This window comes from Aeromonas sp. 11P, from assembly GCF_051920165.1.
GTDB classification, from domain to species: domain Bacteria; phylum Pseudomonadota; class Gammaproteobacteria; order Enterobacterales; family Aeromonadaceae; genus Aeromonas; species Aeromonas veronii.
In genome coordinates this window covers 2,472,776-2,486,150 of the sequence record NZ_JBQBDJ010000004.1, presented here as the reverse complement: position 1 = coordinate 2,486,150, position 13,375 = coordinate 2,472,776, and the positions used below count along the sequence as shown (strand labels likewise).

Here is a 13,375-nt window from a genome sequence, read left to right as displayed (position 1 = left end):
ATGGCTAACTTTGCCTACAAGGGGCGTGACAGCCAGGGCAACTCGACCAGTGGCGTGGTCGAAGCGGCCAACGAGATGGCGGCCGCCGAGCAGCTGATGCGCCGTGGCGTGATGCCGACCGAGCTCAAACCGGGCAAGGCCAAATCCGCTGCCATCGACTGGTCACTGCTGCTGGAAGGGGGCGTCAAGCTGGATGAGCTGGTGATCTTCAGCCGCCAGATGTATGCCCTGACCCGGGCCGGGATCCCGATCCTGCGCGCCATTGCCGGGCTGGAGGAGAGCACTCACAGCAAGCCGCTCAAGCGGGCGCTGCACTCGCTGGGGGAAGATCTCGGCAATGGTCGTCCGCTGTCGAGCTCGATGCAGGCGCATCCCAAGGTATTTAGCAGCCTGTTTGTTGCCATCATCCATGTGGGTGAGAACACAGGTCAGCTGGAAGAGGCCTTTTTGCAGCTCGCCAACTATTTCGAGCTGGAGCTGGAGACCCGCAAGCGGATCAAGACCGCCATGCGCTACCCCAGCTTCGTGATGATCGCCATCGGTATCGCCATGGTAATCCTCAATATCATGGTGATCCCGGTGTTTGCCGGGATGTTCGCCAAATTCGGGGTGGAGTTGCCGCTGGCGACCCGCATTCTGCTCGCCACCTCGCACTTTTTTGTCCACTACTGGTGGCTGCTGCTCGCCATTCTGGCTGGGATGGTGTTCGGTTGGCGCCGTTGGGTAGCCACCACCAAGGGCAAGCTGACCTGGCACCGCTGGCAACTCAAGTTGCCGATCGTCGGCACCATCATAGAACGCTCCCTGCTGGCCCGTTTTGCCCGCAGTTTTTCCATGATGCTCAAGGCCGGGGTGCCGCTAAACACGGCGCTGACCCTGGTGGCCGATGCGGTGGATAACGCTTATATGGCGGGGCGGGTGCGGGATATGCGCGCCGGTATCGAGCGGGGCGAGAGCCTGCTGCGCACCGCCAGCAGCAGTGGCCTGTTTACCCCGCTGGTGATGCAGATGATCGCCGTGGGGGAGGAGACCGGTCAGGTCGATGACCTGCTGCACGAAGCGGCCGAGTATTACGAGCGGGAGGTGGATTATGACCTCAAGAGTCTCACCGCCCGCATCGAGCCGATCCTGATCGGGATCGTGGCGGTGATGGTGCTGATCCTGGCACTCGGGATCTTTACGCCAATGTGGGACATGATGCGCGCTGTTCGCGGCAAGTAACTCGGCATCTTCACGCTTGAGTGGTGGGACATGATGAGAGCCGTAAGAGGCAAGTGATCGGTGGAGTCGAGGGCTGGATGAGCAGACAGACGCAGCAGGATGATCGCTGGCTGACCGGATATCGGCGGATCGCCGTGATCATCCTGCTGATGGTGATTGTGGCGACCCTGGTGCGCAGCTATCAGAGCCACCGGGAAGAGGCGCAGCAGCTCACACTCACCTTGCTGGGGGAGCAATTTGCCGAGCGGGCACAGCGTTTGCACGGGATCTGGCTCGATGAGCGGCGTCCGCAGATACTGCATGTCGCCGGCAAGGGGTGGCAGTTTGACGCCAAGGGTTGGCCTCTGGGGCTGGTGCCGCTGCAATCCCCTTCGGAAAATTGCCGTCAGTTGTGGCTGGCACTGGTGGGAGAGACGAAGGGGAGCATGCCTCCCCTGCAGGTTCTAGCCCGCCCCGATGGCAGTGGTTGCGAGATGGGGTGGGATGGTTATTGGCTGGTTTATCAGTTTTCTGACGGGCGGGTGATGAAAAAGCCTTGAATGAAACTAATCATATGACCCAACTACATGATTTTTTTGGGCCTGCATGAAATAATGCGGGGCATTACGGAGGGAGCATGACAATGAAACCAATGGCACCAACAATGCCGGTAAACGGGATGAGGAGACGGGCCGCCGGCTTCTCCCTCATTGAGCTGGTGATCGTTATCGTGATCCTGGGGATCCTGGCGGTAACGGCGCTGCCGCGCTTTCTCGATGTGACCGATGAAGCGAAGAAGGCCAGCGTGGAAGGGGTCTCCGGCGGTTTTGCTACCGGCGTTTCGCTGGTGCGTGCTCAATGGGAGGCGGAAGGTCGCGCCAAACAGGACAGCCTCAATACCGTGCTCTATGACGGCAGCCGCTTCTATCTGACCACTCCGAACGATACCCAGATCAGCAACGGCGAGCTGTCGCCCGGCTATCCCATGGATACCGTTGCAAGCGGTAATCCCGATGTGGATCCGGCCAATCTGACTGCCGAACGTTGTCTCAATATTTGGGAGGGGTTACTGCAAAACCCGCCCAAGGCTACGGCCAGCTTCAATGAAGTGCGCGGTAGCGGCAATGACCTGAAATACTATGCCACAGTGAGCAGTAATGGACTGGATTCGGTCTGCCGTTACTATTTGGTCAATAGTTTGAGTAAGGGCAGTGATGGCAAGTATCAGGATCCGCAAGGCAAGACTGATGCATTTATGAGTTTCAGTTACCGTCCGGCGTCCGGTCAGGTGACCACAAATATTAATTAACAGAGGAAAGTGAAATGAAAAAACAGGCGGGTTTTACCCTGATCGAACTGGTTATCGTGATCATCATTCTGGGTATTCTGGCGGTCACCGCTGCACCCAAGTTCCTGAATCTGCAGGATGATGCAAAAACTGCAGCGGCAAGCGGAGTTCTGGCTGCAGTACAGAGCTCTTCTCAACTGGTATATAGCAAAGCTGCGTTGGAAGGGTTGGAAACAGCCTCTTCCGGTGCTGTATCAAGCTCTGATGGTACAACTATTCAAGTTGTGTACGGTTACCCCAAGGCATCTGCAGACGGCATTGAGCAAGCTGTGACTATTGATGGTTCCTGGAAAGGCGTTTCAGCCTCTAGTTCCACATTCCGTTTTGCACCAAACGATGCGAAAGAAAAGTCTGATTGTGTTCTTTACACTCAAGCCACCTCTACTACACCCGCTAAAGCGGAATTGGGTAAATTCGACGCAACCAATGCATGTGTTGTAACCCCATAATCCATAATGTTAAAGCGAGGCTTCGGCCTCGCTTTCTCTTTTCCCTGATGAGAAAACCCATGCCTGCAACCAAGGGCTTTACCCTGATTGAACTGGTACTGGTGATCCTGTTACTCGGGATTCTGGCCGCCTTTGCCGTGCCCAAATGGCTGGGCAAAGGCGGCTTTGAAACTCAAACCGTACGTGACGAGCTGCTGACCCGCCTGCGGCTGGTACAGACCGTCAATATGCATGAGCCTGCCAACCGCTGTACCCAGCTGGTGGTTGCCTCTCCCCGTTTTGCCCACCGTACTTATGTTGCGTGTCCCGCCAGCGATGACCTGGATACCAGTAGTGGCTGGACTCCCCAGTTGGAGACCCGTGGTCGGCTGGTGACCCCCTCTGCCGATATGTCTATCTCCCTCAATAACAGCAACAACCGCTTCGTGCTGCGCTTCGATCAGATGGGCAGGCCGCTAGGCAGTTGCGCCACCGGTTGTACCTTGCTGGTGAGTGATGGTCGCGAAACCAGCCGCATCAAGATTGAATCCGAGGGGTTTATCCATGAGATCCCTTAAGCGTGGTTTCACCCTGATTGAGCTGATCGTCGGTATAGTGCTGCTGGCGGTGGCCTTGACCGGCATATTGGGGTTGCTTATCGATCAGGCGCCGCAGGCGGTGGATCCGGTGCAGCAGGTACGCGCCGCCCAGCTGGCCCAGCGCCTCTCCGGCGAGATCTTGCAAAAGTCGTTTGATGAACATTCGGATCATAACGGTGGTCGCTATCGTTGTGGCGAGCAGGTGGCAGGGGTGACCATCTCTTCCTGCTCCACCAGTTATGGCCCGGATGGCGAACCTGCATCCTACGCCTATAACGATGTGGATGATTTCGATACCGCAGGTAACTGGGTGGATGCCAACACGCTGACCACAACTGAGGGGGGAGTCAGCAGCGAAGAGTATCGCAACTATCAGGTGAAAATTGCGGTGAGCGGAGCTGATTTTAGCGACGGCACCTTCAAGAGTTGTGTCGCCCCCTGCTCTGTGGGCAAGCGTATTGATCTGCAGATCAAACTACCGGATCAGAGCGTGCTCGACTTCTCCTTCTATCGGGGGAATTACTGATGGATCGCTCCGCTGTCGGAGGTTGCTTGCCTGTCCGAATGTCCGCGCCTGTAACCACTTCCGGCGTTCGATTACGCCTGGCGGCCAATCGCACCTACCGCAAACCTCGGGGTAACAGTGGCTTTACCCTGGTCGAGCTGGTGATGGTCATCCTGCTGCTCGGGATTATGGCGACTTTTACCAGCCAGTTTATCGGTATCGGCACCCAGATTTATGGCGATGCCAGCAGCCGTGAGCAGCTGATGAGCGATGCCCGCTTCGCCATGGAGCGGCTTAACCGCGAACTGCGTGATGCGGTGCCGGGCTCGGAGCGGATCGAGACGACTGGCGGGATATGGGACGACACCGGTGCCTGTTTGCGATTCTGGCCCATCAGCACCTCGAGCCGCTATTTGGCGCTTAACCGCGCCATGTCTGGGAGCGCGGCTACCCTTGAGCTGGTGATGGCGACCCCCGCTTCCGCTGCCAATCCGCTGGATGTGGATGCCACCGCCGTTAAAAAAGACGATCAGCTGATTGTATTTCCCGTGCCGGACAAAAATGTCGGTTCGCTTACTGCAGGCTGTGATTATGGCCGCTGCGTAGCCAGGGTTACCGATGTGCTGACGCCCGTATCCGGAGCGCAAACCATCCGCTATACCAGCACCGAGAGTCTGGCTGGTCTCTCTCCAGGCAGCCGGGTCTACTTTGCCAACCAGCAGGTACGTTACTGTGTGGAAGGAAGCACGCTCACCCGTGCCACCGCGCCCATTGGTGCATCGTTACCCGCTCAAGGCGTGTTGATGGCCGATTCCCTTCGTATTGGCACCTTCTATCGGGAAACCTCGGCGTTTAACGCCGAAGGGGAGTTTGGCATGCGCTTTGTCTTCGAGCGCAAGGGGGAGTCGGTCACCTTCAACCACAAGATAGAGGTGTTCAATGTGCCCTGATCCACAGGCTTTCGGACGGATGCGAGGCAGTGCCTTGATGATCGCCCTGTTTGTGATTGTGGTGATGGCCCTGCTGGCGGCTGCAATGGGCCGTTTTCTGGTCGATAGCGGCGAGAAAAATACCGTGGAGGTGCGCAGCGTGCGGGCTCTGCTGGCCGCCCAGAGCGGGCTGGAAGTAGCGCTCTATCGGTTGTTCCCCAAGCGCACGCTTGCCCAACCGACCCCCCCAGCGGTCTGCCTGGCAAGCAGCCCACTGAGCTTTGCCAGCACTCCCGGACTGACCAACTGTCAGGCTGTGGTTCGTTGCGCCACGGTGCCGGTGACCTACAACGGATCTGTGACCAATGGCTATCGTCTCGAGAGTGTCGGAACCTGTGGCAGCTCGGACCTTGACAGTGCCAACCCGGATTTTGCCGTGAGCCGAACCCTGATGGTCGAAGCTTATGATGGAGGAACGCCATGAATCGTGATGGCGATGATGTCGGTTGTGTTAGTCACTTCTGGCTGGAGTGGTTATCGCTGTTTCAGTGCAAGTCATTCGCCTGCACTTTGTACTAACGATCGATATTGCGGCAGATGATATAAGTGGAGAGGAAAGTGATGAATATTAAATGGCTGGTTGGTTTATTACTTTTCTGCGGTACCGCTGTGGCACAGCAATATAATTTATCCAGTAACCAATACCCACCTTGCAACACTTCGTGGCAAAAATCAGGAAGCACTTATACCTGTACTGGCGGTAATGGCCAAGTGACATTAAATGATGGCGATGTACTTATCGCCAATACGAACTCAACTGTTGTTGCCAGCGCTGGTTTTTCTCTCGTAAATAGCAAAGTAGGCAATATATCAAACAAAATTAGCCTGCAAGCTACTGCTGGTGCTATTACCGCTCAAGGTTATCAAAATACTATATATGGTGACATTTCCGCTAACAGTTCCAATGTCACTCTGAACAATATTTATCTGTATGGCAATGTAATTACTGGAGGGAATGTATCGCTAAGTTCTGGGGTTGTGCAGGGAAATATAACCAGCCGCAATAACGCTGTCAGCGTAACTAATGTGCAATTGTCAGGGGATATCAGAGCAAATAATTCTGTGACCATGGCAGGTGGAACCTACAGTGGTAACATCACCATGAGTGCTAACAATCCGGTTACCTTAAATTCGGTCAATATGACCAGTGGAAGTGTCACAGGTGCCAGCTCATTTAATGCCACAGGCAGTCAACTCGGTGCTCAGGGTAGCCCCGTCACTATCTCGACCACATCAAATAATATCACTGTTACCAATTCTACGGTTTATGGCAATCTGACTGCTGCAACAAATAATGCCGGTGGGGTGGTGAATGTCAACAATAGCTCTGTGACTGGTACTTGCTTACCAGTGTCAAATCCGGTGAATGCTTGTGTCCCGGCACCTGTTGCCTTGTATCAGCTTGAAGAGAGTAAGTGGACTGGCGTTGCAGGAGAAGTCAAAAACGCTGTTGCTGATATGCTACATGGTCGCGCAATGAGGGGAGCGAAAACTAATACTGTGTCGCCTGCATTACCTGCAAACGCGAATAATCTTGGCACTTGTGGTTATGGTGAGTTTACTGGCAGTAGTAATCAATACATTGAAGTGCCGCATGACGCTCGCCTGTCATTTTCAAATCAGTTAACTGTTTCTGCTTGGGTATATCCGGTAAGTCTGCCATCGGCTGGGAATTTGTATTCTATCGTGTCAAAAGATGGCAACTATGAGTTTCATCTGGATAGTCAAGGCAGAGTGTATTGGTATTGGGAGAGAAGTTCTGGCGTGAACCAGGCACTGACAACAAACACCAAAATACCGTTAAATACGTGGTCCCATATAGTCATTCGCTATGATGCAATGGCTGCTAACAATCAACGTCAAAAAATATATGTCAATGGCGTCGCTGATACGGCTAAAGGTAATGATGCAAACTCATTAAGAGCAAATACACAAAATTTGGAGATTGGCCGAGATTATATCGATAGTCGCAGCTTTAATGGCCGAATTGATGAGGTTGCTATTTATGGTTTGGCCCTGTCTGACGCTCAGATAGCTGAGTTATATAGTCAACGTCATCCCTGTGGTGGCTCGACATTGATTTGTGAGACCGATGACTTCTCCCAGCCGCTCGGTGATAGGTGGGCCGTCAAGCAGAGTGCTGGCGGATTTATACCATCCATTACGGCAGACCGACGTTTACGGATGACCCAAGCCAGCACGGGACAAGCAACCTCTGCGACTTATCAGAGGTTATTTCCTGCTGCTGGCAATCTGGTGACGCTGACATTTAATCACTACGCCTATGGTGGCACGAGCACTGGTGCAGATGGCATGACAGTTGTGCTTTCTGACGCGTCAGTGACGCCACAGCCAGGTGCTGCTGGGGGGCCCTTGGGTTATGGCCATTATCAACCGAGTAACTCACCTGGATTTGCTGGCGGTTGGCTCGGATTTGGCTTGGATGAATATGGCAACTTCTCATCCTTTGGGGGGGGGGGGGGGGAGTGTGGGCTATCGCCCGCAATCGGTTGTCGTGCGTGGCTCGGGATCCAATTATTCCGGATATAACTATCTGCGAGGCACCTGTAATAACGGAACTACCAATGTTAATACCAGTTGCTTGAGTCCAAAGGTAGATGGTAACGGTAGCGCCAACCATCGTTACCGCCTGACGATTGATTCACGAACCAGTGGGCGAGCGATTGTCAAAGTAGAGCGTGATACGGGAAACGGGTTTATCTCTCTTATCGATTCGTTTGATGCGCTGGATCCTGCATTGGGCCAAAGTCCATTACCGCAAGACTTTTATGTGTCATTGACAGGTTCTACAGGTGCCCTGACCAATATTCACGAACTCGATAACGTAGAAATATGTGCGCTGAAATCAAGAGAGGTAGGCGTTCAGGTAGATCATTTCGAGTTGCAGTACTCGGGTCAACCTCTGACCTGCAATCCGGAAGAGATCACTATCAAGGCGTGTGCAAATCCAGATTGCAGTCTGCTGATTACCGAACAAGTTGCTGTTTCCTTGTCGCCACAGAGTATCTTGGATGGTGGTTGGTACCCATTGTCTGGTGCCAACAATGTGAGTGGCAATACGGTGACCTTTACCGGTGGAACGGGCAAAGTATTGTTGCGTAACAATACTCAGACCCAAGTTACGATGGGCGTGAACAATTCCGTTCCTGCTGTCAAACCACTCAGTGAAACCTTGTGCAAGGCCGGGGCCGGGACTCCCAGTACCGCAGCCTGTACCCTGAACTTTGCTGATAGCGGCTTCTTCTTTGATGTGTCTGATACTTATTCCAACCAGCCTCAGGATGTAACTATCAGTGCGGTTAAAAAAGACGACATTACCAAGCAATGTGTGCCCGGATTTACCGGCGTGAGGTCTGTCGGCTTTTGGGGAACGTACAACAATCCAAATACCAATAACTTTGGTAGCAAGATCTCGATAGATGGCAACGCCATTGCAACTTATGCCGGCAGTGTTTCTTCACCAACGCCAACCACCCTTAACCTGACTTTCGATAATCAGGGTAAGGCGACCTTGAAAAAAGTGACCTACCCGGATGCGGGTCAGATGCAGCTTTCAGCAAGTCATAATGGCAGTGGTGAGACGGCGGGTCTGGTGATGACGGGGTCCGACACGTTTGTGGCACGTCCTGTCGGTCTGTGCATTACGCCCCTGCAAGGGGTCTGCGTGGCAGGTAACAGCAGTTGTCCGGTATTCAAAAAAGCGGGGGAGACGTTCCAGGTAGATATCAAGGCGATGGCCTGGGAATCCGCCAATGATGGGGATATCTGCGCCGGGAATCAGACTACGCCCAACTTTTCCCTGCCCAATATTGCTCTGGGCAGTACGCTGGTGGCACCCAATCCGGGCACCAATGCAACGCTGGGTACTACCATCTATAACCATGTGGCTGCGGCCAACAGTGCCAATAGCGTTAGCCAGACCGTGAGCGAGGTGGGAGTGTTCCGTATGACGGCGACGCCACCAGCCAATGGCTACTTCAATTACACCATCCCATCAGCCCAGAGCCAGTCGGTGGGACGTTTTATTCCTGCCGACTTCAATCTGGTGAGCGGCGACATAGTGCCGGCCTGCAATGCGTTCTCCTATATGGGGCAGCCCTTTGGCGTTGTGCTGGATGTGCTGGCTCGTAATACGACGGGTGTACAGACCCGAAACTATACTGGGCCCTTTGCCAAGGGCGAAGCCTATCTCGCGGTTGCCAATGATAAGGATGGTAAATCCCTGTCGAGCCGCTTGCGCAGTCTGCAGCTGCTGCCATGGCTCGATGGCCGTGCGGCCTTGACTACCGGTAGCAGCGAGTTTGTGCGCCTCTCTGGCACGCAACCGGATGGTCCCTACAAGTCTTTGTTGTTTGGTCTGTATATGAGGGATAACGATGGCGACAGAACGCTGATTGCCAGCCCGAATTTCAATGATGCCGTGGTAGGTAACTGCAGTGGTAGCGGCTGTAATGCCCGTCAGATAGACAGTGTGCCTATGAAAGCCTATTTTGGCCGCCTGCAGGCTGGTACGGCGGCTGGCCTGGCCTCGGCGCCGCTGGCCATTCCACTGCAGATGCAATATTACGAAGCGGGCAACTGGCTGCAAAACAAGGAAGATCAATGTACCCAGCTCTCTTTGGCCAATCAGGGGGGTATTTTCCTCAATCCGAGTCACACCTTTGATGCGGCGACTCGCGAGCTGAATCTGGGGGCGGGTCGCAAGATCAAGCTGGGGTTGGGCAGCTCGGCACCGGGTGGGGATGCTGCACTGGCGAAAGATGGGGAGATCCTGTTCCACTTTGCCAAGCCGGACATCTCGGTGCGCATCCCCTACAAAGTCGATTTGGCAAAACAGCCATCATCGCCACTCTGGTTGTCTGACCCAACGAGTGCCAATGACGGCAACCTGCAAGGTGAGGCCATTTTCGGCTCCAGCCGGGGTAATGACAGAATTATTTATCGGCGCGAAGTATTGCAGTAAATGATGTGTGAGGGGGGCTGACTCAACAGCATCCCCCTAAATCCTTGTTTATTAGTGTTTGCAAGCGTGTCCGAGTGAGTGATGACTCGCATTTTTGTCGCGCCTGATTGATTGGCGACAGTTTGAGCGCTTGCCCATTGGGGTGGGCATTGGTAAAGTTAGCCGGTTTTCTGCACCTCCAAATTCTTAGGATTTCCCGTAGCCATGTTCAAAAAGCTCAGAGGCGTCTTTTCCAACGATCTGTCGATCGATTTGGGAACTGCCAACACCCTGATCTATGTAAAAGATCAAGGGATCGTCCTTAACGAACCCTCAGTTGTCGCCATTCGCCAAGAGCGCGGGAACGCCAAATCGGTCGCTGCTGTCGGTCATGCCGCCAAGCAGATGCTGGGCCGTACCCCGGGCAACATTTCCGCAATCCGCCCGATGAAAGATGGCGTGATCGCCGATTTCTACGTGACCGAGAAGATGCTGCAGCACTTCATCAAACAGGTTCACGACAACAACTATTTCCGCCCCAGCCCGCGTGTGCTGGTGTGTGTACCGTGCGGTTCAACCCAGGTTGAGCGTCGCGCCATCAAGGAGTCCGCACTGGGCGCTGGTGCCCGCGAGGTCTACCTGATCGACGAGCCTATGGCTGCTGCCATCGGTGCCGGCCTGCCGGTATCCGAAGCGACCGGTTCCATGGTGGTTGATATCGGTGGTGGTACCACTGAAGTGGCCATCATCTCTCTGAACGGTGTGGTCTACTCCCAGTCCGTCCGTATCGGTGGCGACAAGTTTGACGAGGCGATCATCAGCTACGTCCGTCGCAACTACGGCAGCCTGATCGGTGAAGCGACTGCCGAGCGCATCAAGCACGAGATCGGCTCCGCCTATCCGGGCGAAGAGGTGCGCGAGATTGAAGTCCGTGGTCGCAACCTGGCTGAAGGTGTACCGCGCAGCTTCACTCTCAACTCCAACGAAATCCTGGAAGCGCTGCAAGAGCCGCTGTCCGGTATCGTGGCTGCCGTCATGGTGGCGCTGGAGCAGTCTCCGCCGGAACTGGCTTCCGACATCTCCGAGCGCGGCATGGTGCTGACCGGTGGTGGCGCACTGCTGAAAGATATCGACCGTCTGCTGATGGAAGAGACCGGCATTCCTGTCGTCGTGGCCGAAGATCCCCTCACCTGTGTGGCCCGTGGCGGCGGCAAGGCGCTGGAGCTGATCGATATGCACGGTGGCGATCTGTTCCACTACGAATAAGACCCAAAGCCGGCCAGCGTGCCGGCTCTTTTTTGACGACCCATGAAACCCATTTTTGGTAGAGGCCCTTCGCTTCAGTTACGGTTGTTTCTCGCCGTCATCATCTCCATCGCTGCCATCGTCGCGGATTCCCGCTTCGGTGTGTTTACCCATGTCCGCGTCTACCTCAGTTCGTTAGTCAGTCCCCTGCAATACATGGCCAATGCGCCCGGTACCCTGCTCGACACCATGTCGACCCAGGTGCAGACCCGCGCCGATCTCATCGAGCAGACCAAGCAGCAGGAGCAACAGCTGTTTACCCTGCGTGCCCGTCTGCTCAAAATGGATCAGCTGGAGCACGAGAACCAAAGGCTGCGTGAGCTGCTCGGTTCGCCGGTGCACAAGGAGTCCCGCAAGATGGTGGCCGAGCTGCTATCGGTGGATTCCGACCCCTTCAGCCATCAGGTGCTGATCAACAAGGGGGCGCTGGATGGCGTCTACAACGGTCAGGCGGTGATCAACGATCAGGGGGTGATTGGTCAGGTGCTCCACGTGGGCTCCACCACCAGTCGCGTGCTGCTGATCACCGACTCCAGCCACGGTATTCCGGTGCGGGTACTGCGCAACGACTTGCGCGCCATTGCTTCCGGCAGTGGTGAGCTCGACAAGCTTGAGCTGCGCAACCTGCCGCGCAATACCGATATTCAGGTGGGTGATCTGCTGGTCACCTCAGGTCTGGGTGGCCGCTTCCCGGAAGGTTATCCGGTGGCGACCGTAACCCGTTCCGAGTATGTGGAGGGCAAGCCCTTTGCTCAGGTCGAGGCCAAGCCGCTGGTGGAGCTGGACAGACTGCGTTATCTGCTGCTGCTGTGGACCGACAAGAAGCCTGAAGTACACGATGAGGATGGCGAACGGGCGGCTCCCGCTGCGTCCGCTGCAGGAGCCACCCGCTAATGCTAGAACCCGCCAGCGGCAGGATCTGGATCTGGATCTCGATCCTGCTGGCCTTGAGCCTGTCGATCCTGCCGCTTCCTTTCGAATTTGACCCCTTCCGCCCGGACTGGCTGGCCATGGTGCTCATCTACTGGGCACTGGCCTTGCCGCACCGGACCAACGTCGGTACCGCCTGGGTGGCCGGTCTGCTGCTGGATGTGCTGCTTGGCAGCACCCTCGGCGTGCGGGCGATGGCGATGGCCATCACCACCTATCTGGCGGCCTTCCAGTTCCAGAAGATCCGCAACTTCTCCCTCTGGCAGCAGGCACTGATCATCGGTGGCCTCTCGCTGGTGGGTAAAATGACGGTATTCTGGGCCGAGCATCTGTTCAGCCAGGCCAGTCTCAACTTCTCCTACTTTTGGTCGACGTTGACGACGATGCTAATATGGCCCTGGGTGTTTCTGGTGCTGCGCAAGGTGCGGCGCCGCTTCAATATCAGGTAAATATGAACAAAAACAACGAACCACAACTCTATCTCGCCTCGGCTTCTCCCCGTCGCCGTGAACTGCTGACCCAGATTGGCTACCGCTTTGATGTGCTGAAACTGGATGTGCCCGAGCAGCGGGAAGAGGGTGAAAAGGCGCAGGATTACGTCTGCCGTCTCGCCCGTGACAAGGCGATGGCGGGTGTGGCGTGTGCGCCGACGGCGTTGCCGGTGCTGGGTGCCGACACCATAGTGGTGCTGGGCGACCGGGTACTGGAGAAACCGTCCGATCTGCTGGATGCCAAAGATATGCTGGAGTCCCTCTCCGGCAAGGTGCATCAGGTGATGACGGCGGTGGCGCTGGCCAGCAAGGATCGTTGTGACGTGCGTCTGGTCACCACCAACGTGGCGTTTCGCAAGCTGGACGAGGCCGAGATCGAGGCCTACTGGCAGACCGGTGAGCCCTGTGACAAGGCCGGGGCTTATGGTATTCAGGGTATTGCCGGCAAGTTTGTCAGCCGCATCGAAGGGAGCTATAGCGCCGTGGTCGGTCTGCCCCTGCTGGAGACAGACCTGCTGATCAAGCATCATCTGGAACAGCTCAAATAATTTCCCGTCAGCTGTGCTCTGCTGCGTTTCTCCCTTGCGCGCGTTGTACCGGATTGGCTCTATAGAATT

Annotated in this window: 12 protein-coding genes and 2 pseudogenes; all 14 read left to right on the top strand. The window is 55.5% G+C overall.

Features of this window, described 5'->3' with window-relative positions:
* The 14 genes and pseudogenes from ACTG1P_RS11415 to ACTG1P_RS11350 all read left to right on the top strand — a co-directional run bounded on the left by ACTG1P_RS11415 (position 1) and on the right by ACTG1P_RS11350 (position 13,306).
* Positions 1-1,221, top strand: a complete 1,221-nt coding sequence (locus tag ACTG1P_RS11415) for a type II secretion system F family protein (protein WP_440001323.1) — start codon at positions 1-3, stop codon at positions 1,219-1,221.
* Between the two features lie 77 nt (positions 1,222-1,298).
* A complete protein-coding gene (locus ACTG1P_RS11410) occupies positions 1,299-1,760 on the top strand; it encodes a hypothetical protein (RefSeq protein WP_440001322.1) in 462 nt (153 codons plus the stop codon).
* Positions 1,761-1,837: 77 nt separating this feature from the next.
* Positions 1,838-2,509 carry a type II secretion system protein gene (locus ACTG1P_RS11405; RefSeq protein WP_440001321.1) on the top strand — a complete coding sequence of 224 codons (672 nt, stop codon included), beginning with the start codon at positions 1,838-1,840 and terminating at the stop codon, positions 2,507-2,509.
* Positions 2,510-2,523: 14 nt separating this feature from the next.
* Entirely contained in the window at positions 2,524-2,997 is a 474-nt protein-coding gene (locus tag ACTG1P_RS11400; protein WP_100654690.1) for a prepilin-type N-terminal cleavage/methylation domain-containing protein, read from the top strand.
* A gap of 59 nt (positions 2,998-3,056) precedes the next feature.
* Positions 3,057-3,554, top strand: a complete 498-nt coding sequence (locus ACTG1P_RS11395) for a prepilin-type N-terminal cleavage/methylation domain-containing protein (protein WP_440001320.1) — start codon at positions 3,057-3,059, stop codon at positions 3,552-3,554.
* The gene (locus ACTG1P_RS11390) at positions 3,541-4,101 is read left to right on the top strand and encodes a type IV pilus modification PilV family protein (RefSeq protein WP_440001319.1); all 561 of its coding nucleotides are present in this window, start codon (positions 3,541-3,543) and stop codon (positions 4,099-4,101) included. The genes ACTG1P_RS11395 and ACTG1P_RS11390 overlap by 14 nt, the downstream gene beginning before the upstream one ends.
* Before the next feature lie 38 nt (positions 4,102-4,139).
* Positions 4,140-5,030, top strand: a complete 891-nt coding sequence (locus tag ACTG1P_RS11385) for a PilW family protein (RefSeq protein WP_440001318.1) — start codon at positions 4,140-4,142, stop codon at positions 5,028-5,030.
* 37 nt (positions 5,031-5,067) lie between these two features.
* Positions 5,068-5,493 (top strand): MSHA biogenesis protein MshP, encoded by a 426-nt coding sequence (locus tag ACTG1P_RS11380; RefSeq protein WP_440001317.1) that lies wholly within the window; start codon positions 5,068-5,070, stop codon positions 5,491-5,493.
* Positions 5,494-5,630: 137 nt separating this feature from the next.
* A pseudogene (locus tag ACTG1P_RS11375) lies at positions 5,631-7,046 on the top strand (LamG-like jellyroll fold domain-containing protein); the annotation flags it as partial.
* A gap of 99 nt (positions 7,047-7,145) precedes the next feature.
* Positions 7,146-10,053 (top strand): annotated as a pseudogene (locus ACTG1P_RS11370) (DUF6701 domain-containing protein); the annotation flags it as partial.
* 204 nt (positions 10,054-10,257) lie between these two features.
* Positions 10,258-11,298 (top strand): rod shape-determining protein, encoded by a 1,041-nt coding sequence (locus tag ACTG1P_RS11365; RefSeq protein WP_005340051.1) that lies wholly within the window; start codon positions 10,258-10,260, stop codon positions 11,296-11,298.
* A 42-nt stretch (positions 11,299-11,340) separates the two neighbouring features.
* The gene (gene mreC / locus ACTG1P_RS11360) at positions 11,341-12,231 is read left to right on the top strand and encodes a rod shape-determining protein MreC (protein WP_005340053.1); all 891 of its coding nucleotides are present in this window, start codon (positions 11,341-11,343) and stop codon (positions 12,229-12,231) included.
* The gene (gene mreD, locus ACTG1P_RS11355; protein WP_005340054.1) at positions 12,231-12,716 is read left to right on the top strand and encodes a rod shape-determining protein MreD; all 486 of its coding nucleotides are present in this window, start codon (positions 12,231-12,233) and stop codon (positions 12,714-12,716) included. The genes mreC and mreD overlap by 1 nt, the downstream gene beginning before the upstream one ends.
* A 2-nt stretch (positions 12,717-12,718) precedes the next feature.
* Complete coding sequence (locus tag ACTG1P_RS11350; RefSeq protein ID WP_440001316.1) at positions 12,719-13,306, top strand: Maf family protein; 588 nt, start codon at positions 12,719-12,721, stop codon at positions 13,304-13,306.
* Positions 13,307-13,375 lie beyond the last annotated feature (69 nt).

What these genes read in the sequence shown, in the direction of transcription:
- ACTG1P_RS11415 (WP_440001323.1), top strand. Translation starts at nt 1, where the DNA reads ATGGCTAACTTTGCCTACAAGGGGCGTGACAGCCAGGGCAACTCGACC.
- ACTG1P_RS11410 (WP_440001322.1), top strand. Translation starts at nt 1,299, where the DNA reads ATGAGCAGACAGACGCAGCAGGATGATCGCTGGCTGACCGGATATCGG.
- ACTG1P_RS11405 (WP_440001321.1), top strand. Translation starts at nt 1,838, where the DNA reads ATGACAATGAAACCAATGGCACCAACAATGCCGGTAAACGGGATGAGG.
- ACTG1P_RS11400 (WP_100654690.1), top strand. Translation starts at nt 2,524, where the DNA reads ATGAAAAAACAGGCGGGTTTTACCCTGATCGAACTGGTTATCGTGATC.
- ACTG1P_RS11395 (WP_440001320.1), top strand. Translation starts at nt 3,057, where the DNA reads ATGCCTGCAACCAAGGGCTTTACCCTGATTGAACTGGTACTGGTGATC.
- ACTG1P_RS11390 (WP_440001319.1), top strand. Translation starts at nt 3,541, where the DNA reads ATGAGATCCCTTAAGCGTGGTTTCACCCTGATTGAGCTGATCGTCGGT.
- ACTG1P_RS11385 (WP_440001318.1), top strand. Translation starts at nt 4,140, where the DNA reads ATGTCCGCGCCTGTAACCACTTCCGGCGTTCGATTACGCCTGGCGGCC.
- ACTG1P_RS11380 (WP_440001317.1), top strand. Translation starts at nt 5,068, where the DNA reads ATGATCGCCCTGTTTGTGATTGTGGTGATGGCCCTGCTGGCGGCTGCA.
- ACTG1P_RS11365 (WP_005340051.1), top strand. Translation starts at nt 10,258, where the DNA reads ATGTTCAAAAAGCTCAGAGGCGTCTTTTCCAACGATCTGTCGATCGAT.
- mreC (WP_005340053.1), top strand. Translation starts at nt 11,341, where the DNA reads ATGAAACCCATTTTTGGTAGAGGCCCTTCGCTTCAGTTACGGTTGTTT.
- mreD (WP_005340054.1), top strand. Translation starts at nt 12,231, where the DNA reads ATGCTAGAACCCGCCAGCGGCAGGATCTGGATCTGGATCTCGATCCTG.
- ACTG1P_RS11350 (WP_440001316.1), top strand. Translation starts at nt 12,719, where the DNA reads ATGAACAAAAACAACGAACCACAACTCTATCTCGCCTCGGCTTCTCCC.